This window comes from Proteus vulgaris (assembly GCF_016647575.1).
GTDB lineage: Bacteria > Pseudomonadota > Gammaproteobacteria > Enterobacterales > Enterobacteriaceae > Proteus > Proteus mirabilis_B.
The window spans coordinates 1,308,597-1,329,885 of record NZ_CP032663.1 but is presented as its reverse complement, the minus strand read 5'-3'; the positions used below and the strand labels follow the sequence as shown (position 1 = coordinate 1,329,885).

The 21,289-nt window shown below is 38.2% G+C and carries 18 protein-coding genes and 1 other annotated feature; of the genes, 15 read left to right on the top strand and 3 right to left on the bottom strand.

Features of this window, described 5'->3' with window-relative positions; all coding sequences use genetic code 11:
- Window positions 1-48 precede the first annotated feature (48 nt).
- The 3 genes from D7029_RS06085 to D7029_RS06075 all read left to right on the top strand — a co-directional run bounded on the left by D7029_RS06085 (window position 49) and on the right by D7029_RS06075 (window position 4,889).
- A complete protein-coding gene (locus tag D7029_RS06085) occupies window positions 49-1,365 on the top strand; it encodes an HAAAP family serine/threonine permease (protein WP_194952128.1) in 1,317 nt (438 codons plus the stop codon).
- Between the two features lie 124 nt (window positions 1,366-1,489).
- A complete protein-coding gene (locus D7029_RS06080) occupies window positions 1,490-2,854 on the top strand; it encodes an L-serine ammonia-lyase (protein WP_194952127.1) in 1,365 nt (454 codons plus the stop codon).
- A gap of 364 nt (window positions 2,855-3,218) precedes the next feature.
- Window positions 3,219-4,889 carry a formate--tetrahydrofolate ligase gene (locus tag D7029_RS06075; RefSeq protein WP_194952126.1) on the top strand — a complete coding sequence of 557 codons (1,671 nt, stop codon included), beginning with the start codon at window positions 3,219-3,221 and terminating at the stop codon, window positions 4,887-4,889.
- 151 nt (window positions 4,890-5,040) lie between these two features.
- On the opposite strand, the gene D7029_RS06070 is transcribed toward D7029_RS06075, so the two are convergent.
- Window positions 5,041-6,243 (bottom strand): serine hydrolase, encoded by a 1,203-nt coding sequence (locus D7029_RS06070; RefSeq protein ID WP_194952125.1) that lies wholly within the window; start codon window positions 6,241-6,243, stop codon window positions 5,041-5,043.
- A gap of 157 nt (window positions 6,244-6,400) precedes the next feature.
- Between D7029_RS06070 and D7029_RS06065 the strand changes: the two genes are divergently transcribed.
- Window positions 6,401-7,021, top strand: a complete 621-nt coding sequence (locus D7029_RS06065) for a glutathione S-transferase family protein (protein WP_194952124.1) — start codon at window positions 6,401-6,403, stop codon at window positions 7,019-7,021.
- A gap of 1 nt (window position 7,022) precedes the next feature.
- On the opposite strand, the gene D7029_RS06060 is transcribed toward D7029_RS06065, so the two are convergent.
- Window positions 7,023-7,844 carry an SDR family oxidoreductase gene (locus D7029_RS06060; protein ID WP_088493329.1) on the bottom strand — a complete coding sequence of 274 codons (822 nt, stop codon included), beginning with the start codon at window positions 7,842-7,844 and terminating at the stop codon, window positions 7,023-7,025.
- 357 nt (window positions 7,845-8,201) lie between these two features.
- Window positions 8,202-8,331 (top strand) — a sequence feature (His leader region).
- A 44-nt stretch (window positions 8,332-8,375) separates the two neighbouring features.
- Between D7029_RS06060 and hisG the strand changes: the two genes are divergently transcribed.
- From hisG to hisIE, 8 genes are read left to right on the top strand one after another with little or no spacing between them, the layout of a single operon-like run.
- Window positions 8,376-9,275 (top strand): ATP phosphoribosyltransferase, encoded by a 900-nt coding sequence (gene hisG, locus D7029_RS06055; protein ID WP_194952123.1) that lies wholly within the window; start codon window positions 8,376-8,378, stop codon window positions 9,273-9,275.
- A gap of 6 nt (window positions 9,276-9,281) precedes the next feature.
- Entirely contained in the window at window positions 9,282-10,601 is a 1,320-nt protein-coding gene (gene hisD / locus D7029_RS06050; RefSeq protein ID WP_194952122.1) for a histidinol dehydrogenase, read from the top strand.
- Complete coding sequence (hisC, locus tag D7029_RS06045; RefSeq protein WP_088493332.1) at window positions 10,601-11,683, top strand: histidinol-phosphate transaminase; 1,083 nt, start codon at window positions 10,601-10,603, stop codon at window positions 11,681-11,683. Before hisD ends, hisC begins: the two co-directional genes overlap by 1 nt.
- A 49-nt stretch (window positions 11,684-11,732) precedes the next feature.
- Window positions 11,733-12,800 carry a bifunctional histidinol-phosphatase/imidazoleglycerol-phosphate dehydratase HisB gene (gene hisB / locus D7029_RS06040; RefSeq protein WP_194952121.1) on the top strand — a complete coding sequence of 356 codons (1,068 nt, stop codon included), beginning with the start codon at window positions 11,733-11,735 and terminating at the stop codon, window positions 12,798-12,800.
- A complete protein-coding gene (hisH, locus tag D7029_RS06035) occupies window positions 12,800-13,390 on the top strand; it encodes an imidazole glycerol phosphate synthase subunit HisH (protein WP_088493334.1) in 591 nt (196 codons plus the stop codon). The genes hisB and hisH overlap by 1 nt, the downstream gene beginning before the upstream one ends.
- Window positions 13,391-13,396: 6 nt before the next feature.
- Window positions 13,397-14,134 carry a 1-(5-phosphoribosyl)-5-[(5-phosphoribosylamino)methylideneamino]imidazole-4-carboxamide isomerase gene (hisA, locus tag D7029_RS06030; RefSeq protein ID WP_194952120.1) on the top strand — a complete coding sequence of 246 codons (738 nt, stop codon included), beginning with the start codon at window positions 13,397-13,399 and terminating at the stop codon, window positions 14,132-14,134.
- On the top strand, window positions 14,116-14,889 hold the full coding sequence (gene hisF, locus D7029_RS06025) for an imidazole glycerol phosphate synthase subunit HisF (protein ID WP_023581269.1): 774 nt from the start codon (window positions 14,116-14,118) through the stop codon (window positions 14,887-14,889). Before hisA ends, hisF begins: the two co-directional genes overlap by 19 nt.
- A complete protein-coding gene (gene hisIE, locus D7029_RS06020; RefSeq protein WP_194952119.1) occupies window positions 14,889-15,506 on the top strand; it encodes a bifunctional phosphoribosyl-AMP cyclohydrolase/phosphoribosyl-ATP diphosphatase HisIE in 618 nt (205 codons plus the stop codon). The genes hisF and hisIE overlap by 1 nt, the downstream gene beginning before the upstream one ends.
- Before the next feature lie 92 nt (window positions 15,507-15,598).
- Here the strand turns inward: hisIE and yiaY are convergent, their stop codons facing one another.
- Entirely contained in the window at window positions 15,599-16,750 is a 1,152-nt protein-coding gene (yiaY, locus tag D7029_RS06015; protein ID WP_088493339.1) for an L-threonine dehydrogenase, read from the bottom strand.
- Window positions 16,751-17,063: 313 nt separating this feature from the next.
- Here yiaY and D7029_RS06010 point away from each other — a divergent pair, with 313 nt between their 5' ends.
- The 3 genes from D7029_RS06010 (at window position 17,064) to D7029_RS06000 (ending at window position 21,268) form a co-directional block, all read left to right on the top strand.
- Window positions 17,064-17,561, top strand: coding sequence for a YbaK/prolyl-tRNA synthetase associated domain-containing protein (locus D7029_RS06010; RefSeq protein WP_194952118.1), 498 nt, complete (start codon window positions 17,064-17,066; stop codon window positions 17,559-17,561).
- 431 nt (window positions 17,562-17,992) lie between these two features.
- Window positions 17,993-19,342 carry a dicarboxylate/amino acid:cation symporter gene (locus tag D7029_RS06005; protein WP_194952117.1) on the top strand — a complete coding sequence of 450 codons (1,350 nt, stop codon included), beginning with the start codon at window positions 17,993-17,995 and terminating at the stop codon, window positions 19,340-19,342.
- A 573-nt stretch (window positions 19,343-19,915) separates the two neighbouring features.
- Complete coding sequence (locus D7029_RS06000) at window positions 19,916-21,268, top strand: dicarboxylate/amino acid:cation symporter (protein ID WP_194952116.1); 1,353 nt, start codon at window positions 19,916-19,918, stop codon at window positions 21,266-21,268.
- The last annotated feature ends 21 nt before the right edge of the window (window positions 21,269-21,289 follow it).

Sequence of the window (21,289 nt, the reverse complement as noted above, 5' to 3'; positions counted from 1 at the left end):
TCTTATTTTTTATTCATTATTTTTTACCGCGTTATTTCGGAGAGTATTATGGATACAACCAAAGTTGGTTCTATCGCGTCGGGTAACACCCAAGGTGATTACAAAGCATGGCGTAAGTCAGATACAGTATGGATGTTAGGTTTATACGGTACAGCTATCGGTGCTGGCGTCCTATTTTTACCTATCAACGCAGGGATTGGTGGTTTAATTCCTCTGTTGATCATGTTAGTACTTGCATTCCCAATGACCTTCTTTGCACACCGTGGTATGTGCCGCTTTGTGTTATCAGGTAAAAACCCAGGTGAAGATATCACTGAAGTTGTTGAAGAACACTTTGGTAAAACAGCAGGTAAATTAATCACCCTGCTCTATTTCTTCGCAATTTATCCTATTCTATTGGTTTATAGTGTTGCTATCACCAATACAGTAGAAAGCTTTATTGTGAACCAAATGCACATGGCTGCACCACCTCGCGCAATTTTATCGCTGATACTGATTGTCGGTATCATGTCGATTATTCGCTTTGGTGAACAAGCTATCGTTAAAGCAATGAGCGTATTAGTATTCCCATTTGTTGCAGTTCTAATGGTCTTAGCTCTGTATCTTATCCCTGAGTGGAATGGTGCGATTCTTGATACTCTCTCTTTTGATCACGCAACAACATCAAGCATGGGTCAAGGCCTATTAGTAACCTTATGGTTAGCTATCCCTGTAATGGTGTTCTCTTTTAACCACTCTCCAATCATCTCTGCGTTTGCTGTTGCAAAACGTGAAGAATACGGCGAAAACGCTGAGAAAAAATGTTCACGCATTTTAGCTTATGCGCACATCATGATGGTTATCACTGTAATGTTCTTCGTGTTTAGCTGTGTATTTAGCTTAACACCAGAAAACTTAGCAGAAGCAAAAGCACAGAACATCAGTATCCTGTCTTACCTTGCTAACCATTTTGAAGCACCAGTTATCGCTTATATCGCTCCATTTATTGCTTTCGTTGCGATTACTAAATCTTTCTTAGGTCACTACTTAGGTGCTCGTGAAGGTTTCAACGGTTTAATCATCAAATCACTGCGTGAAAAAGGTAAAACAATCGAGAAAGATCGTTTAAACAAAATCACTGCACTGTTTATGCTGGTTACAACTTGGATTGTTGCAACATTAAACCCAAGCATCCTAGGTATGATTGAAACATTAGGTGGCCCAGTTATCGCAATGTTACTGTTCCTGATGCCAATGTATGCAATCCGTAAAGTACCAGCGATGAAGAAATATGAAGGCCATATCAGCAACGTATTTGTTGTAATTATGGGTCTTATCGCAATCTCAGCTGTTTTCTATAGCTTAGCTAGCTCTTTCATGAGCTAATAAGACATCTCGTGGCTACTTTCTTAATGGAAGTAGCCACTACAGCTTTAGGTTTCAAAACTGACACTTAACACTCTAATAATCACACAGTTGCGCCTTTAAATTAATTAGGGAGGCGAATATTATGGTTAGCGTCTTTGATATTTTTAAAATTGGTATCGGTCCTTCAAGCTCACACACTGTAGGTCCAATGAAAGCAGGTAAAGAATTTGTTGATTTACTTGCTGAAAAAAATCTCCTCTCTTCTGTTTCCCGCGTTATCGTTGATGTTTATGGCTCTTTATCTTTAACAGGTAAAGGTCACGCAACTGATATTGCTATTATTATGGGACTCGCAGGAAATTTACCTGATACTGTCGATATTGATTCTATCGTCCCGTTTATCAAACAAGTAGAAACAACTGGTCGCTTAATGCTGGCAAATGGCATAAAAGAAGTCGATTTTCCGGTTGAAGGCGGTATGAATTTTCATAAAACCAATCTACCTCTCCATGAAAATGGCATGACCATTACCGCTTATAACGGTGAACAGGTTTTATTGAAGAAAACCTATTATTCAATTGGTGGCGGTTTTATTGTTGATGAAGAGCATTTTGGTCAACCTGAAGAAAATGCGGTTCAAGTTCCTTATCCTTATCAATATGCGGCTGATTTACGTCGCCATTGCAAAGAAACTGGGCTTTCTTTATCTGCATTAGTGATGCAAAACGAATTAGCATTACGCAGTAAAGAAGAGATTTCAGCTCATTTTGCGGCTGTTTGGGAAGTAATGAAGTCAGGTATTGAGCGCGGTGTAAATACTGAAGGCTTATTACCGGGGCCTTTACGTGTACCTCGCCGTGCCTCTGCATTACGCCGTATGTTAGTAACCGAAGATAAAACCACAACCGATCCAATGACAGTTGTTGATTGGATTAACATGTTTGCCCTTGCCGTAAATGAAGAAAATGCGGCTGGTGGACGTGTTGTAACAGCACCAACAAACGGTGCCTGTGGCATTATTCCAGCCGTATTGTCTTACTATGATAAATTTATTCGTCCTGTAAATGAAAACTCTTACACTCGCTTTTTCTTAGTTGCTGGTGTTATTGGTTCACTTTACAAAATGAATGCATCTATCTCGGGTGCTGAAGTGGGTTGCCAAGGCGAGGTCGGTGTTGCTTGTTCAATGGCAGCTGGCGCATTAACTGAACTTTTAGGCGGTAGCCCAGAACAAGTTTGTATTGCGGCAGAAATTGCGATGGAGCATAACTTAGGACTTACCTGCGACCCAGTGGCAGGACAAGTACAAGTTCCTTGTATTGAACGTAATGCTATCGCAGCCGTACAGGCCGTAAACTCATCTCGTATGGCTTTACGTCGTGTCAGTGATCCTCGTATTTGTTTAGATAAAGTCATTGAAACAATGTACGAAACAGGTAAAGACATTAACGCTAAATATCGTGAAACCTCTCAAGGTGGATTAGCCATTAAAATTTCTTGTGACTAAACCAGAGAGTCTCAATACAGATATTTATGATAGATAAGGCGCTGATATAAGCGCCTTTTTTATTTATTAACATCAATCTCAATACCCTTCTTTTTTTAATGTCATCTTTTTTGTATGAGATTAAATTATCATCCTTAGTTAAAATATGTTTTTTCAAAAAAGCAAAGCATCACTCAATAGTGATAATTTAAAGAAAAAGCAGGAGCTAACAACAAAAATTATTAAAATGGCGAGACGATGAACATGTTATCTAAAGTAAATAACTATAAATTAATCAATCTATTGGCGATATTTAGATTATTGTCTAAAGTTGATAAGTAAAGATCACTAGAGACATCATAAGCGGGATAAAAAGAGAACTAAAATGAAATCAGATATTCAAATCTCCCAAGAAGCACACCTCTTACCTATTCAGGACATTGCTAAAAATTTAAATATTGATCAAGACGATATCGAGTTTTATGGCAAATACAAAGCCAAATTTAGCCACAGTATTTGGTCAAAAGTTGCGATAAAAAAGCCCGGAAAGTTAGTTTTAGTTACAGCAATTAATCCAACACCTGCTGGTGAAGGTAAAACAACGGTCACTGTTGGATTAGGGCAAGCACTTAATCATCTTGGAAAAAATGCCATTATTGCATTGCGAGAACCCTCTTTAGGCCCTTGCTTTGGTATTAAAGGTGGAGCCACAGGTGGTGGGTATTCGCAAGTCGTTCCAATGGAAGATCTCAATCTTCATTTTACTGGCGATTTTCATGCAATTACCTCCGCCAATAACTTACTTGCAGCCATGCTCGATAACTCAATTTATCAAGGCAATCCTTTAAATATCGATCCTAAAAAAATCGTGTTTAAACGTTGTATGGATATGAACGATCGCGCTTTACGCAATATTGTTGTGGGATTAGGTGGCGAAAAAGACGGTATTACACGAGAAGATAACTTTGTTATTACTGTTGCTTCTGAAATTATGTCTATCCTTTGTTTGGCAATGGATATTGATAATTTAAAACAGCGACTTTCTCGTATCATTGTTGCCTATTCTTATAATGGTGATCCTGTTACAGCTAGCGATCTGCAAGCTGTTGGAGCAATGGCAAGTTTATTAAAAGATGCAATTAATCCTAATTTAGTACAAACACTCGAAAATACGCCAGCCATTATTCATGGAGGCCCTTTCGCTAATATTGCTCATGGATGCAATAGTGTAAGAGCAACAAAATTGGCACTTCAACTTGCAGATATTACCGTGACAGAAGCTGGTTTTGGTGCTGACTTAGGTGCTGAAAAATTCTTTGATATAAAATGTCGGATCAGTGGATTACGCCCTGATTGTGCCGTCATTGTTGTAACCACTAAAGCGCTAAAATATAACGGTGGTTTAGGCAAAGGTGAATGGAACAATGAAGATTTAGTTGCCCTTGAAAAGGGGATTGTAAATCTTGAAAAGCACATTGAAAACCTTAAAAAATATGGTTTACCGGTGATTGTCTCTCTTAATGCTTATGTCACTGATAGTATTGCAGAGCACCAGTTTATCGAGCAATTTTGCCAAGATAGAGATTGCCGGTTTGCAATTACCAAAGTGTGGGAGAAAGGAGGCGAAGGCGGTATTGAATTAGCGAATCAAGTGATTGATACACTTGAAAATGAACAGAGCCAATTCCAATTAATTTATCCTGATAATGCCTCACTTAGTGAAAAAATTAATACTGTCGCAAAAGAGATCTATGGAGCAAATGGTGTGACCTATAGCCAACACGCTAGCAAAATGTTGGAAAAGATAGAAAGTATGGGTTTTGCTCATTTCCCTGTCTGTATGGCAAAAACTCAATATTCACTCTCCGATGATCCCTCCTTATTAGGCCGCCCTACTGATTTTACAATCAACGTGCGTGAAGTATATGTTTCTGCGGGTGCTGGTTTTGTTGTCGCTTTAACGGGTTCTATCACAACAATGCCTGGATTACCGAAAACCCCTGCTGCCATTGCTGTGAATGTTGATAATCAAGGTAAAATCGATGGGCTTATTTAAGTTATAAACTAGAGATATCCCTTTATTTTATTGAATATAAAAAAATCCGTAATCGTTAAACAATTACGGATTTTCTCTATAAAAATAATAGCTAGTCTTTCTTTTTGGGTGAAAAACTCAGTAACGCTTTGATAGAACCATTATTAGTGTATTAACCAAAAATAGCATTAAACCAACCAGATACTGTTTTAACAACAAAATCCCAGATACGACTGAAGATCCCACCTTCTTCAACCGCTTCTTTTACAACCAATGGGCGCTGTTCAATCACTTCATCATTTAATAAAAAGTTAACTGTACCCACAACCTGATTTTGAGTTAACGGCGCTTCTAATACAGGATTGGTTAAAGTAAAAGAGGCTTTCAGGTTTTTCAATTCACCTTTAGGAATAGTAATTGAGGCATCATTAGCAACCCCTAACGCCACTTCGCCTTTATCGCCGTACCACACTTTTTGCGTTGTCAGTGGTGTACCTGCTTTTACTGGTGTTACCGTTTCAAAAAAGCGGAAACCCCAACCTAATAATTTTTCACTTTCAGCAAAACGCACTTTATCTGATGGTGTTCCTAGAACAACAGCAATTAAGCGCATATCACCTTCAGTTGCTGAAGAAACAAGATTGTATCCTGCTCCATTGGTGTGACCTGTTTTCACACCATCAACATTCATATTTTTATTCCACAATAAACGGTTGCGGTTTGGCTGACGAATATTGTTGAATGTAAATTCTTTTTCTTTATGAATTTCATACTCTGAAGGTACATCGCGGATCATGGCAGCCGTAAGTAATGCCATATCTTGTGCAGTGGTATATTGTCCATCAGAATCTAACCCATGAACGGTTTTAAAGTGTGTGTTTTTTAAACCGAGATTCTTAGCATAGGAATTCATTAAATCAACGAAGGTTTCTTGACTGCCCGCAACATGTTCTGCTAATGCAATACTGGCATCATTACCAGATTGAATAACCATACCGCGATTTAAATCAATCACTTTAACCTGATCACCCGGTTTCAAGAACATCAATGATGATCCCTTCAATACCGGATTTCCCGTTGCCCATGCATTACGCCCAACAATAACCATATCGTCAGGTGACATACGACCTTCTTTGATAGCTTGTCCAACAACATAGCTACTCATGATTTTTGTAAGACTGGCGGGATCTAAACGCTCATCAAGTTTTTCTGATGCCAGAATTTTTCCGCTGTTGTAATCCATTAATACATAAGATTTTGCCTCTATTTGAGGAGGTACCGGATTATTTACCGCAAATGAAGGACTAGAAATAATTAGCAGTAAACCCATTCCCGCGGTAACCTTACCCAGAACAGATGGAATATTTTTTTTCATTACCGATCACCCTTTTATATCAATTTGTTAAAGCTTTCCTACTATATGGCTTTCTGGAATAAGACGCCAACATTGATATATAGAGATTTATCTTATATTCATATTTAGCGCCCTATAGAGGGAAATTTTATTACTTATCGTGGTTTAGGAGACCTTTATGTTAAAAGTCTGGGGTAGAAAAAACTCATCTAACGTTAAAAAAGTTCTTTGGTGCTTAAAGGAATTAAATGTTCCTTATGAACAAATCGATGTTGGAGGTCCTTTTGGTGGACTCAATGAAGCAAATTATTTAACTATGAATCCCAACGCTTCAATTCCAACCTTACAAGATGATGACTTTGCTTTATGGGAGTCTAATACCATTATTCGTTATTTATGTGCAAAATATGAAAATAACACACTCTATCCCATTGATCCTAAACAACGAGCAAATGTAGAAAAATGGATGGATTGGTCAAATGGCAGCCTATTTGCGCCCATTCAACAAATGATGATCATGATTGTTCGCACACCTAAAGAGCAGCAAAACCCTGAGATTGTTAACGCATTGAAAGAGAAGCTTAATAAATTAATTAAAATTGCTGACGACCAACTTGCAAAAACAACTTATTTTGCAGGAGATGAATTCTCTCTTGCAGATATCGCTATTGCGCCTCTGGTCTACCCGTGGCTCGAAGTTTGCAAAGATAGACCAGACTTCCCTCACATTGAGCGTTGGTTTGCACAATTAAGTGAAAGACCTATTTTCCGTGATATCGTGTTACTGCCTGTAAATTAAGTTAATTCATTGGCATTTTGTCGGGATCTGGATAATGGTAATGAAATCCAAGATCTCGACAGATCTCCTGACCATCAATCTCTCGTATTAAAGGTTTCTCTTCCTCAGCAAATTCTGGCGGAATAAGTTCGAGTTGATTTGACACTCTTGAGTAAAAATCTTTCTTTTTAGGATGAATTGGGGCACATAAATTATATAAATGGCCACCTTCATTCTGCGCAAGAAGTTGCTCGACAGCAAAAATCACATCATCCAAGTGGACTAAATTAACGCATTGATGAGCGCCTTTGACCTGTTTTTTACCTGATAAAAAACGTCCTGCATGACGACCCGGCCCGACTAATCCAGCTAATCGAAGAATATCAACCGTGGTTAATGGTAAACGATGTAGCCAGTTCTCAACTTCTGCTAACATTTTTGCTGATTGTGTTTCTGGTCGAATATCCATTTCTTCCGTGATATTACCTGTTTGATTGCCATATACAGAAGTAGAGCTAATGTAAATGACTCTCGTAACATGGCGAGACATTGCGCTATCCACCAGCGTTTGAATGGCTTCAACATAATCATAACCACCACCAGCTGCACTTGGCGGTAACGTGATAATGAGGACGTCCGTTTCCATTAAGTAATCAAAATCATCTCTATCACATTCAATTGCGGGTGTTAAATTCACTAAACAGCAGTCAACGCCACTCATTCTTGCTGCTTCTACGCCATCTTCGGTGGTTTTAGTCCCTTTAACTTGATAGCCTGCATCACGCAACGCAGCGGCAAGTGGTAAACCTAACCAACCTAATCCTACGATGGTTATTCGTTTCATTTTGCTCCCCTACTTAAATGGCTTAGTCAAAGTATGCTATAAAATTTTCGTTTCGCCATTACTTATAAATACTACTTATATTTCGTGAACGTTTAGCATATCCCTATATACTCGCCTACTTGTCCCATTAAGTAAATAAGAGAAATATTAAAATTACATTAAAAACAAAAGGTTACAAAATAATTAAATTATTATTAAAAAATAGGTTGCTTTCTGCTTTGTAAATCATGTAGGTTGAAAGGCAGACAAATTCTAAATGCAGGTTACTAAATACAGATTAACAGTAACGGGCATTATTAAATAACAAATAGTGTTATTAGCTAGGAAAATAATTATGTATAGCATTCAACTAAACCACCATCATCACCATCACCCTGACTAGTCTTTCAGGCGATGAGTGCTGGAAGACGTTTAAGAAACGCTTCCGGTGGTCTGAATGCAGATAACAACTAAAACCCCGGAAGGCAACTTCCGGGGTTTTTTTATAGCTAATTTTCATCACAAAAATATGGACAATGATAGGGTAATATTATGTTAGATAAAGCAAGATTAAGAATTGCGATGCAAAAATCGGGTCGTTTAAGTGATGAGTCTCGCGCCCTTTTAGCGCGTTGTGGCATCAAAATTAACTTAAATCAACAGCGCCTGATTGCTTACGCTGAAAATATGCCAATCGATATTTTGCGTGTTAGAGATGACGATATTCCGGGGTTAGTAATGGATGGCGTTGTTGATTTAGGGATCATCGGTGAAAACGTTTTAGAAGAAGAGTTATTAAAACGTCGTTCTCAAGGTGAAAACCCAAGTTATCTGACGCTACGTCGTCTTGATTTCGGTGGATGTCGTTTATCTCTCGCAACACCTGTCGATTTCGATTATCAAGGCGCGGAATGCTTAAATAATACTCGTATCGCAACCTCCTATCCAAACCTGCTCAAACGTTATTTAGACCAAAAAGGTATCAAATTTAAATCGTGTTTATTAAATGGCTCTGTTGAAGTTGCCCCTCGTGCGGGTCTTGCTGACTCCATCTGTGACTTAGTTTCTACTGGTGCAACATTAGAAGCGAATGGATTAAAAGAAGTTGAAGTGATTTATCGCTCAAAAGCATGCTTGATCCAACGCGACGGTGAAATGGAAGCCGATAAACAAGCACTTATCGACCGCTTACTGACACGTATTCAAGGTGTTATTCAAGCTCGAGAATCAAAATACATTATGTTACACGCGCCAAGTGATTGCCTTGAAGATGTGATTGCATTACTTCCGGGAGCTGAAAGACCGACTATTTTACCTCTGGCGGGTGACCAAAATCGCGTCGCAATGCACATGGTAAGTAGCGAAACCCTATTCTGGGAAACGATGGAAAAGCTGAAAGCATTAGGTGCAAGTTCAATTCTTGTTTTACCAATTGAAAAAATGATGGAATAAGGTGAAATGATGAAAACGGGTTTTAATACATTAACTTACTGGAATAAATGCACTAAAGAACAGCAACAAGTGCTATTAACTCGCCCTGCTATTTCTGCATCAGGTTCAATTACTGAACAAGTTGCTAGCATCATTTCACAGGTACGCAATGATGGGGATAAAGCGCTTAAAGCACTTAGCCAAAAATTCGATAAGGCAGCGCCGGAAAGTGTTTTGGTGTCAAAATCGCAAATCGATGAAGCCTCATCAAGACTTGATAGCAAAATAAAACAGGCAATAGCACAAGCGATGAATAATATTCGTCGCTTTCATGAAGCGCAAATTCCTAACACTATCAACGTGGAAACACAGCCCGGTGTATTTTGTCAGCAAGTTAGTAGACCCATTGATGCAGTAGGCCTTTATATTCCCGGAGGTTCGGCACCATTACTATCAACGGTAATGATGTTAGGTATTCCAGCTCGTATTGCTGGCTGTCGCAAAGTTATTCTTTGCTCACCGCCCCCTATTGCTGATGAAATTTTATATATTGCTCAACAAATTGGTATTGATGAAATCTTCCAAGTCGGTGGTGCGCAGGCAATTGCAGCTATGGCGTTTGGTACTGAATCTATACCTAAAGTTGATAAAATTTTTGGACCCGGTAATGCTTATGTGACTGAAGCAAAACGCCAAGCAAGTCAATCGCTACAAGGTGCGGCTATCGATATGCCAGCAGGACCTTCTGAAGTACTAGTGATTGCTGATGCGGACGCAAATCCTGCATTTATTGCTGCTGACTTACTTTCTCAAGCTGAACACGGCCCTGATTCACAGGTTGTATTATTGACGCCAGATGAAACACTCGCTAAAGCCGTTATTACTGAAACTGAAACACAACTGGCACTCTTAAGCCGTGCTGAAATCGCGAAACAAGCACTTGCAGAAAGCCGGGTCATTATTACTCGTGATCTCGACCAGTGTATTGAAATCAGTAACAGCTATGGTCCAGAACACTTAATTATTCAAACCAATGATGCTGATACTCGCGTTGATAGCATTACCAGCGCCGGCTCTGTTTTTCTTGGTGCTTGGTCGCCTGAATCTGCGGGGGATTATGCTTCTGGTACTAATCACGTTCTACCGACTTATGGCTATACAGCAACCTACTCAAGCTTAGGCTTAGCTGATTTTATGAAACGTATGACAGTGCAGAAACTCACCGCACAGGGTTTATCTGATTTAGCACAGACCATTGAAATATTAGCGCAAGCAGAACAACTCACTGCACACAAAAATGCTGTCACACTTCGCGTTAACGCTTTAGCTCAGGGGAAAAAAGAGTGATGAAAACTGAATTTGATATCAATACACTTGCAAGAAAAAATGTACGTGAATTAACACCTTATCAGTCTGCTCGGCGCTTAGGAGGAAATGGTTCTGTTTGGTTAAATGCAAATGAATACCCTATCGCACCTGACTTTACTTTTAATGAAAAAAACTTAAACCGTTACCCTGAATGTCAACCTGTTAACGTCATTAACCGTTACGCAAAATATGCCGGTGTAGAGACTAATCAAGTCTTAGTGAGCCGTGGCGCAGATGAGGCGATTGAGCTTCTTATTCGTGCGTTTTGCGAGCCGGGTAAAGACGCCGTGCTTTATTGCCCACCGACATATGGTATGTATAGCGTTAGTGCTGAAACCTTCGGTATAGAACAGCGTGTTGTCCCTGCGCTTGCTGATTGGAGCCCAGATGTTAAAGCCATCGCATCACAGCTTGATAATGTAAAACTTATCTATCTGTGCAGCCCTAACAACCCGACAGGAAATCTTGTTGATCCTTCGCTTATTCGTGATGTATTAGCGTTGGCTAAAGATAAAGCCATTGTTGCAGTAGATGAAGCCTATATTGAATTTTGCCCACAAGCATCAATTGTTTCATGGCTTGAAGATTATCCGAATTTAGTTATTTTGCGAACCTTATCGAAAGCTTTTGCTTTAGCAGGGCTTCGTTGTGGATTTACGCTTGCCAACCCACCTGTCATTGAATTATTACTAAAAGTGATCGCTCCGTACCCGCTTTCAACACCTGTTGCAGATATTGCTGCGCAAGCGTTAACAGAAGCAGGTATTGAGATAATGAAAAAACGAGTAGCAGAAATTTCACGCAACAGAGCCATTTTATCTGATTCGTTAAAAAAATTGCCTAATGTTGAACAGGTTTATAACAGTGAAACCAACTATATTTTAGTGAAATTCACTGATGCAACTCTGGTTTTCCGTACTTTATGGGAACAAGGGATTATTTTACGCGATCAACAGCGTCAATATGGGCTTAATGGCTGTTTGCGTATTTCTATCGGTACCGCAGAAGAATGTGATAGCGTGATTAATGCCATAAAAAATATTCAAACTGCAAACGTATAAAACATTAAAAACGATAACAACAAAAAATCGCAACTGAGGGATCTCAACCATGAGCCAAAAAATTCTTTTTATTGACCGTGATGGTACTTTAATCACTGAGCCACCAACAGATTACCAAGTTGATAGACTTGATAAACTAGCCTTTGAAAATGGCGTGATCCCCGCACTTACTGCTCTGCAAAAAGCGGGTTATAAACTCATTATGATCACAAATCAGGACGGATTAGGCACAGAAAGTTTTCCTCAAGCAGATTTCGATCCTCCTCATAATTTAATGATGCAAGTTTTCTCATCTCAAGGGATCTCATTTGATGATGTGTTAATTTGTCCTCATAAACCTGAAGACAACTGCCCTTGTCGCAAACCAGAAACAGGGCTTGTCACCCAGTATTTAGTTGATGGTGCACTAGATAAAGATAACAGCTATGTCATTGGTGATAGACAAACTGATATTCAGTTAGCTGAAAATATGGGTATCAAAGGCCTGCTTTATAATACCGATAAGCTCAATTGGGCGGTTATCACAGAGCAACTAACGAAAAAAGATCGCTATGCCCACGTTGAGCGAAAAACCAAAGAAACACAAATTGCGATCGATGTTTGGCTTGATCGTGAAGGCAATAGCCAGATCAGTACAGGTGTCGGTTTTTTTGATCACATGCTTGATCAAATTGCCACACACGGCGGCTTTCGTATGAACATCAATGTTAAAGGTGACTTAGTTATTGATGATCACCACACGGTGGAAGATACCGGTCTTGCTTTGGGTGAAGCATTACGTGAAGCATTAGGCGATAAACGAGGTATTGCTCGTTTCGGCTTTACATTACCAATGGATGAATGCCTTGCAAGTTGTGCGTTAGATATTTCTGGTCGTCCACACCTTGAATACAAAGCCGAATTTAAATACCAGCGTGTCGGTGATTTAAGTACAGAGATGATTGAACACTTTTTCCGTTCACTCTCTTATACGATGGGTTGCACATTGCACCTGAAATCGAAAGGCAAAAACGATCACCACAAAGCTGAAAGCTTATTTAAAGTCTTTGGCCGTACATTACGCCAAGCCATTCGTGTCGAAGGCAATACTTTACCCAGCTCAAAAGGTGTTTTGTGATGAAAGTGGTTATTCTTGATACAGGTTGTGCCAATTTAGCCTCTGTCGCTTACGCCGTTAAGCGACTTGGTTATGATCCCATTGTTTCCTATGAAAAAAACGTTGTGTTATCTGCGGATAAGCTCTTTTTGCCCGGTGTAGGAACTGCTAGAGCAGCAATGGAACAACTCAAAGCACGTGAGCTAATTCCTTTAATTAAAGCATTAACACAACCTGTTTTAGGTATTTGTTTAGGCATGCAAATATTGGCTTCACTAAGCGAAGAAGGCAAAGATATTCCTTTATTAGGTTTAGTTGATGGCACCATAGATAAGCTTGATACGGCAGGATTACCACTACCTCACATGGGTTGGAACCAAGTATTAGCAAAACCAGGACATCCTCTTTTTCGTGATCTTGGTGATGATGCTTGGTTCTATTTTGTTCATAGTTACGCTTTAGCGCTCAATGAATCGACGATTGCTGAAACTGAATACGGCTCGCGTTTTAGTAGTGCAATTCAAAAAGATAATTTTTATGGTGTGCAATTTCACCCAGAGCGTTCCGGGAAAGCAGGTGCTCAACTTATCAAGAACTTTTTGGAGATGTAACCCATTATGATTATTCCAGCATTAGATTTAATTGATGGAAAAGTAGTTCGTTTACATCAGGGTGATTATGCAAAACAGCGTGATTATGATGATAATCCGCTGACTCGCTACCAACAATATGAAAAAGATGGCGCAAAATTACTTCACTTAGTGGATTTAACAGGTGCAAAAGATCCTTCTGCTCGCCAAATTTCACTACTAAAAGAGCTTGTTGCTTGTGTCTCTGTGCCAGTACAAGTAGGTGGAGGCATTCGCACAGAAGATGATGTGAAATCGCTACTTGATGCAGGAGCAAGTCGAGTTGTTATTGGCTCGACCGCAGTCAGTCAACCTGAGATGGTAAAAACATGGTTTGAGCACTATGGTGCAGATGCCATCGTATTAGCTCTCGATGTTCGTATTGATAAACAAGGCAAAAAATGGGTGGCTGTCAGTGGTTGGCAAGAAAACTCACCCTATACACTTGAAGAGATCATCGAGCTTTATCAAAGTGTGGGTTTAAAGCATGTATTGTGTACTGATATTTCTCGTGATGGCACATTAGCGGGTTCTAACGTCGAACTGTATAAAGAAATTAGCCAGCGTTTCCCCGATATTTTATTCCAAGCGTCGGGCGGTATTGGTGATTTACAAGATATTGCAGATCTTCCAGCATCTGGTGTTGTCGGTATTATTGTTGGTAGAGCATTATTAGAAGGCAAATTTACATTAAAAGAGGCAATATCATGTTGGCAAAACGCATAATTCCTTGTCTTGATGTCCGAGATGGACAAGTTGTTAAAGGTGTTCAATTTCGCAACCATGAAATCATTGGTGATATTGTTCCTCTCGCTGAACGCTATGCCAAAGAAGGCGCTGATGAACTGGTATTTTATGATATTACAGCATCTTCTGATGGTCGCGTTGTTGATAAAAGCTGGGTATCACGTGTCGCTGAAGTGATTGATATTCCTTTTTGTGTTGCTGGTGGTATTCGCTCTGTTGAAGATGCAGGGAAAATTCTCTCATTTGGTGCAGATAAAATTTCGATTAACTCCCCTGCACTTTCTGATCCTTCACTGATATCTCGTTTAGCAGATCGCTACGGTGTGCAGTGTGTTGTTGTGGGTATTGACACTTGGTTTGATGAAAAAACAGGTGAGTATTTAGTTTATCAATTCACTGGCGATGAAAAGCGCACTCAACAAACGCACTGGAAAACCCTTGATTGGGTACGCGAAGTTCAGCAACTCGGTGCCGGTGAAATTGTTTTAAATATGATGAACCAAGACGGCGTAAGACAAGGCTATGACCTAAAACAGCTCGCTCTAGTGCGCCAAGTTGCAGATGTTCCTATTATCGCCTCAGGAGGAGCGGGCGAAATGTCACACTTTCTTGATGCATTTAAATTAGCCAATGTTGATGGCGCTCTTGCAGCCTCTGTTTTTCATAAACAAATAATTAATATCAACGAATTAAAACAGTATCTTGCAAAGAATGACGTTAAGGTAAGAATATAATGAATAATGAAACATTAGCGCAATTAGATTGGGAAAAAGTCGATAATCTCATGCCTGTGGTTATCCAAAATACCATTTCGGGTGATGTATTAATGCTAGGCTATATGAACAAAGAAGCATTAAATGTCACTCTAGAAAGTGGAAATGTTACCTTCTATTCACGCACTAAACAGCGTTTATGGACAAAAGGTGAAACATCAGGCAACTTCCTAAAATTAGTCAATATTTATCCTGACTGTGATAACGATACTTTACTTATTTTAGCTAATCCTATCGGTCCTACTTGCCATAACGGCACTGAAAGTTGTTTTGCTCCAGCACAGAGCCAATGGGGATTTCTCTATGAGCTTGAGAATTTATTACGTGAACGCAAAAATGCCTCACCAGATAGCTCTTATACTGCCCGCCTTTATGCCAGTGGTACAAAACGTATAGCCCAAAAAGTGGGTGAAGAAGGTGTAGAAACTGCGTTGGCTGCCACTGTTAATGACAGAGAAGAGCTAAAGAATGAAGCCTCTGATTTGCTCTATCACTTAATGGTGCTATTACAAGATCAATCATTATCACTCTCTGATGTAATAGGTTGCCTGCAAGAGCGCCATAAAAAAGCAGAGTGATGGATATAATATTAATAAAAAGCCGATACTAATAAGAGTACCGGCTTTTTTTAGAAAAATAGTTAGTTAACTATTTTTATAGTTCTCACGCATTACATTGCTTGGCGGAATAACTCGATAACATCACTTTCAGAACCCTGAACTGGGTTAGTGATTGCGCAAGCATCTTTCAGCGCATTTTCAGCTAATGTTTTGAAGTCTTCTTCTTTCACGCCTAATTCTTTCAGACCTGCTGGAATACCAACATCTTTAGCCATTTTACGAATTTCTTCGATACATGCTTTAGCACCTTGCTCATCGCTCATTGCAGAAACATCAACACCCATTGCTTGTGCGATATCTTTTAAACGACCCGCAGCTGCTTGAATGTTATAAGCTTGAACATGTGGTAATAAAACCGCATTACACACACCATGAGGTAAGTTATAGAAACCACCTAATTGGTGAGCCATAGCATGCACATAACCTAAAGAAGCATTATTAAATGCCATACCTGCTAAGAACTGAGCGTAAGCCATATTTTCACGAGCTTGTGCATCACCACCATTATCAACAACTTTACGTAAAGACTCGCTGATCATAGTAACTGCTTTTAATGCACACGCATCAGTGATTGGATTTGCAGCAATTGAAACATACGCTTCAACAGCATGAGTTAATGCATCCATACCTGTTGCAGCGGTTAAACCTTTTGGCATACCAATCATTAATTCTGAATCATTTACAGATAAGATTGGGGTGACGTTTTTATCAACGATAGCCATTTTGATATGACGCGCAGTATCTGTGATGATACAAAAACGTGTCATTTCTGAAGCTGTACCTGCTGTGGTATTAATTGAAATCAGTGGTAATTGAGGTTTGGCCGAACGATCAACACCTTCATAATCTGCAATTTTTCCACCATTCGAAGCTACTAACGCGATGCCTTTCGCGCAGTCATGTGGAGAACCACCACCTAAAGAAATTACACAGTCACATTGATTTTCTTTCAGCAGAGCTAAACCCGCTTCTACGTTTTCAACTGTAGGGTTAGGTGCAGTACCATCATAAGTTACGCTAGAAATACCAGCTTCTGTCAGTAACTTACTGACTTTATCAACAACACCCAGTTGATTTAAAATGCTATCAGTGACGATCAACGCTTTATGAAAACCGAAGTCTTTCATTGAACTTACAGCATCAGCAAGGCAACCAGCACCAATTTTATTTACAGAAGGGATATAGAATGTTGAAACTGCCATTATTGACTTCCTTTTTAGTAATTAAATCTACGTTTTAATATGTTCTATTCTTTTTGTTCTTAAATTGATCATCATCAAAATAATGAATAAATATCAATTTGTTTATCATGTTATTACAGGTAATTAAATAAAGAAGCCCAATTACCCTATTAATTCAATAGGATAATACTATTAACATATTATCATTTGTAACAAAATAATTTGAAAAGCTTATCAAAATAATCAAAACCAGCCGTAAACATCACAGCAGAATATTTTTTTTAAAGTCGTATAATGACCTCAAAGAAATAACTTATTAAATCAGGAGCCATTGATGTCTTTGACTATTTTTGAGCAACTTACTGCTTTATTAGATAATAACCACGCTACTTACCGTGTTATGGAACACCCTACCGCAGGTCGTTCTGAAGAAGTTGCAAAAATCAGAGGAACACAATTAGGACAGGGAGCAAAAGGACTTGTTTGCCATATAAAAGGTAACGGCGTTAAACAACATGTTCTTGCAATACTACCCGCCGATAAACAAGCTGATCTATCAAAACTCGCTCACCAAATTGGTGGAACAAGGGCATCTCTAGCAAGCCCTAAAGAAGTGGATGATCTTACTCAATGCGTCTTTGGTGCAATCCCTCCTTTTAGTTTTCATCCTGCACTGAAGCTGATCGCTGACCCGCTACTTTTTGAACGTTTTGATGAATTAGCTTTTAATGCAGGTACATTAGAGCGTTCAATTATTCTTAATGCGCAAGATTACAAACGTATTGCACAACCTGAATTAATCTCTTTTATTCGAGATGAAGAAAGCGAGTAATAAAAAAAGCCAACTTATCGTTAACAATTACCTTCGTTATAATTCAGCTAAAGGTAATTGTTATCATGATATCTATTCTTATTGTATATATAGATTTACACACCAAAAAGTAATATTAGATAATCTAATCTAAAACACCATCAATATTTAACACCAAAAATAATCAATAAATCAGAATAAATCCCATCAATTTCATATTACCTTAGCTATAACGCTACAAAATGTCCAAAACAGAAATTTTTTAATTATTTTTTCGATTCAGCACTCAATAATTAACTAAATAGATTTTATGTTATTGACCTGATTTACTCGTACATTTAAGTTAGCACCAATAAAAATACAATAATGTAAAAATCTATTTACATCTCGGTTATTTTCTAACATACAAATAAATATATAAACAATGTACCAATAGGTGCAGGGAAATCTTCATGCAAACTTCAACTAAAAAACAACCGCTTTATAAAGTGCTATATGTGCAAGTTATCGTCGCCATTCTACTTGGTATTTTACTTGGACATTTTTATCCTGACGTTGGTGAATCCTTTAAACCTCTTGGTGATGGATTTATTAAAATTGTAAAAATGATCATCGCTCCTGTTATCTTCTTAACTGTGGTAACGGGTATTGCCGGTATGAATAATATGAAAGCGGTAGGTACAGTCGCGGGTAAATCCATGGCTTACTTCCTCACTTTCTCTACCATTGCATTAATTATTGGTTTAATTGTTGCAAATATTATTCGTCCTGGTGATGGACTGAATATTTCCCCTGCCTCATTAGATGCAAGCAAAGTAGAAAGTTATGTAGCAAAAGCGCATGACTCTTCGATTGTTGGTTTCTTGATGAATATCATCCCTGAAACCGTTGTCAGCCCATTAGTTAACGGTAATATCTTACAAGTTCTGTTTGTTTCTGTGGTCTTTGGTATCGCATTAGCGTCTATCGGCACGCGTGGCGAGCCAGTTCTTAAGTTCTTACAAAACTTCTCAGAGCCCGTATTTAAAATGGTCGGTATGCTAATGAAATTAGCCCCTATCGGTGCTTTTGGTGCAATGGCCTTTACCATCGGAAAATATGGTATTTCATCAATCAGTAACTTGGTATTACTTGTTCTAACTTTCTATATAACTTCATTATTATTCGTTCTTGTCGTGTTAGGTGCTGTTGCAAAATATAACGGTTTCTCTATTCTCTCGTTAATTAAATATATTAAAGATGAACTTTGGTTAGTATTAGGCACCTCTTCTTCAGAAGCAGCATTACCTAGTTTAATGCGTAAAATGGAAAATGTAGGTTGTAAAAAATCCGTTGTCGGCTTAGTTATTCCAACGGGTTACTCCTTTAACTTAGATGGTACTAACATCTACATGACAATGGCAGCTCTATTTATTGCACAAGCGACAGGTATTGATCTTTCATTGACAGAGCAGATCACACTACTCTTAGTTGCCATGATAAGTTCAAAAGGTGCCGCAGGTGTGACTGGTGCAGGCTTTATTACTTTAGCGGCCACCTTATCGGTTGTACCGAGTGTTCCTGTCGCAGGTATGGCATTAATTCTAGGTATTGACCGCTTTATGTCAGAGTGTCGTGCATTAACCAATCTTGTAGGTAATGCTTGTGCCTGCATCGTTGTTGCTCGTTGGGAAAATGCTTTAGATAAAGAAAGAATGAATGATGTCTTTAGTGGCAGAGCATCAAGTGAATTTATTGAAGATGCTCCATTAGCGCCTATTGAAATTGAATCTGACAATTCGATTAAAATCCCAGTAAAATAAAGATCATTTTCCATGATCCATAAAAGAGCGCTTATGCGCTCTTTTACTTTTTATATCTCTTACCTCTACAAATAAACACTTATCTTTTTTATAATTTATTTATTATTGTTCTTTCTGAATGCTTATTTGTTTGTTGGTTAGAATTTATTTATATTGAAGGTTTTATTAGTGGCTCATTTTTTCCTTAACAACAAATTCAATAAAAACAAATAGCTACCATCCACCTCCTTCCCATTTCTCCTTATCAAGGTTTATTTACATTTAAATCATTTTATTCACCAAAAAATAAAGCTAAGTATACATAATTTTAAAGAAATACAATAAATTAAAACAAATTATAATTTCATTAACTTATTGATTTAAGAAAAATAAATTCCAAAAATAGCGACAAATTGAAATTAAATCTAATTTTTTAGATGAAGAGCACAATATTTGATAAAATCAACTTTATTTTATTGACCTGATTTACGCATACCTTTAAGTTACCTGTCACAACAAAATAAATGTAAATAATAATTTACATCATAACTTCTCTTTTATTTAGTCAATATCTTTCAGTTACAGGGAATTTTTATGCAGACTTCATCCCGCAAGCTCCCCTTTTATCGTGTGTTATATATCCAAGTTATTATTGCTATCATTTTCGGTATTCTATTAGGGCATTTTTACCCTGATATTGGTGAGTCATTCAAACCTTTGGGTGATGGATTTATCAAAATAGTAAAAATGATCATCGCACCTGTTATCTTTCTAACCGTAGTAACAGGCATTGCTGGTATGAGTAACATGAAGGCTGTCGGAAAAGTAGCAGGTAAATCAATGATTTACTTTCTCACATTTTCTACAATTGCATTGGTTATTGGATTAATCACTGCCAATATTATTCGCCCTGGTGATGGTTTAAATATCTCTCCTGAATCATTAGACAGTAGCCGAGTAGAAATGTATGTCACTCAGGCGCACAGCTCTTCTCTTGTTGATTTTTTTATGAATATCATCCCTGATACTATCGTTAGCCCATTAGTTAACGGTAATATCTTACAAGTGCTGTTTGTTTCTGTCGTTTTTGGTCTGGCGTTAGCATCAATAGGTTCACGAGGCGAGCCTGTATTAAAATTCTTACAGCATCTTTGTGAACCTGTCTTTAAGATGGTTGGTATACTAATGAAGTTAGCGCCTATTGGTGCCTTTGGTGCAATGGCTTTTACGATAGGTAAATATGGTATTTCTTCCATTGGAAATTTAATGTTGTTGGTAATTACTTTTTATTTAACAGCATTACTTTTCGTATTAGTCGTTTTGGGCGCGGTTGCTAAATATAATGGTTTTTCTATTCTCTCTTTAATTAAATACATAAAAGATGAACTTTGGTTAGTGTTAGGTACTTCTTCATCTGAAGCCGCACTACCTACATTAATGAGTAAAATGGAGAAACTAGGATGTAAAAAATCCGTCGTCGGTTTAGTTATTCCAACTGGTTACTCCTTTAATTTAGATGGCACTAATATCTATATGACCATGGCGGCATTATTTATTGCGCAAGCAACAGGCGTTGATTTGTCATTAACAGAACAAATTACATTACTCTTTGTTGCCATGATCAGCTCAAAAGGTGCAGCAGGTGTTACAGGAGCCGGTTTCATTACTCTTGCAGCAACATTATCGGTTGTTCCTAGTGTTCCCGTTGCAGGTATGGCTTTGATACTAGGTATTGACCGCTTTATGTCAGAATGTCGCGCATTGACCAATCTTGTTGGCAATGCTTGCGCCTGTATTGTTGTTGCTCGCTGGGAAAATGCATTAGATAAACAAAGAATGAATGATGTTTTTAGTGGAAAAATATCCGAAGAGGCTCACTTAGATATTGATTTTACATCAGATAAAATAAATGAAAAAACACATTATATAAAAGCATCTGAACAATAATTTTTATATTTCTTAATAAAG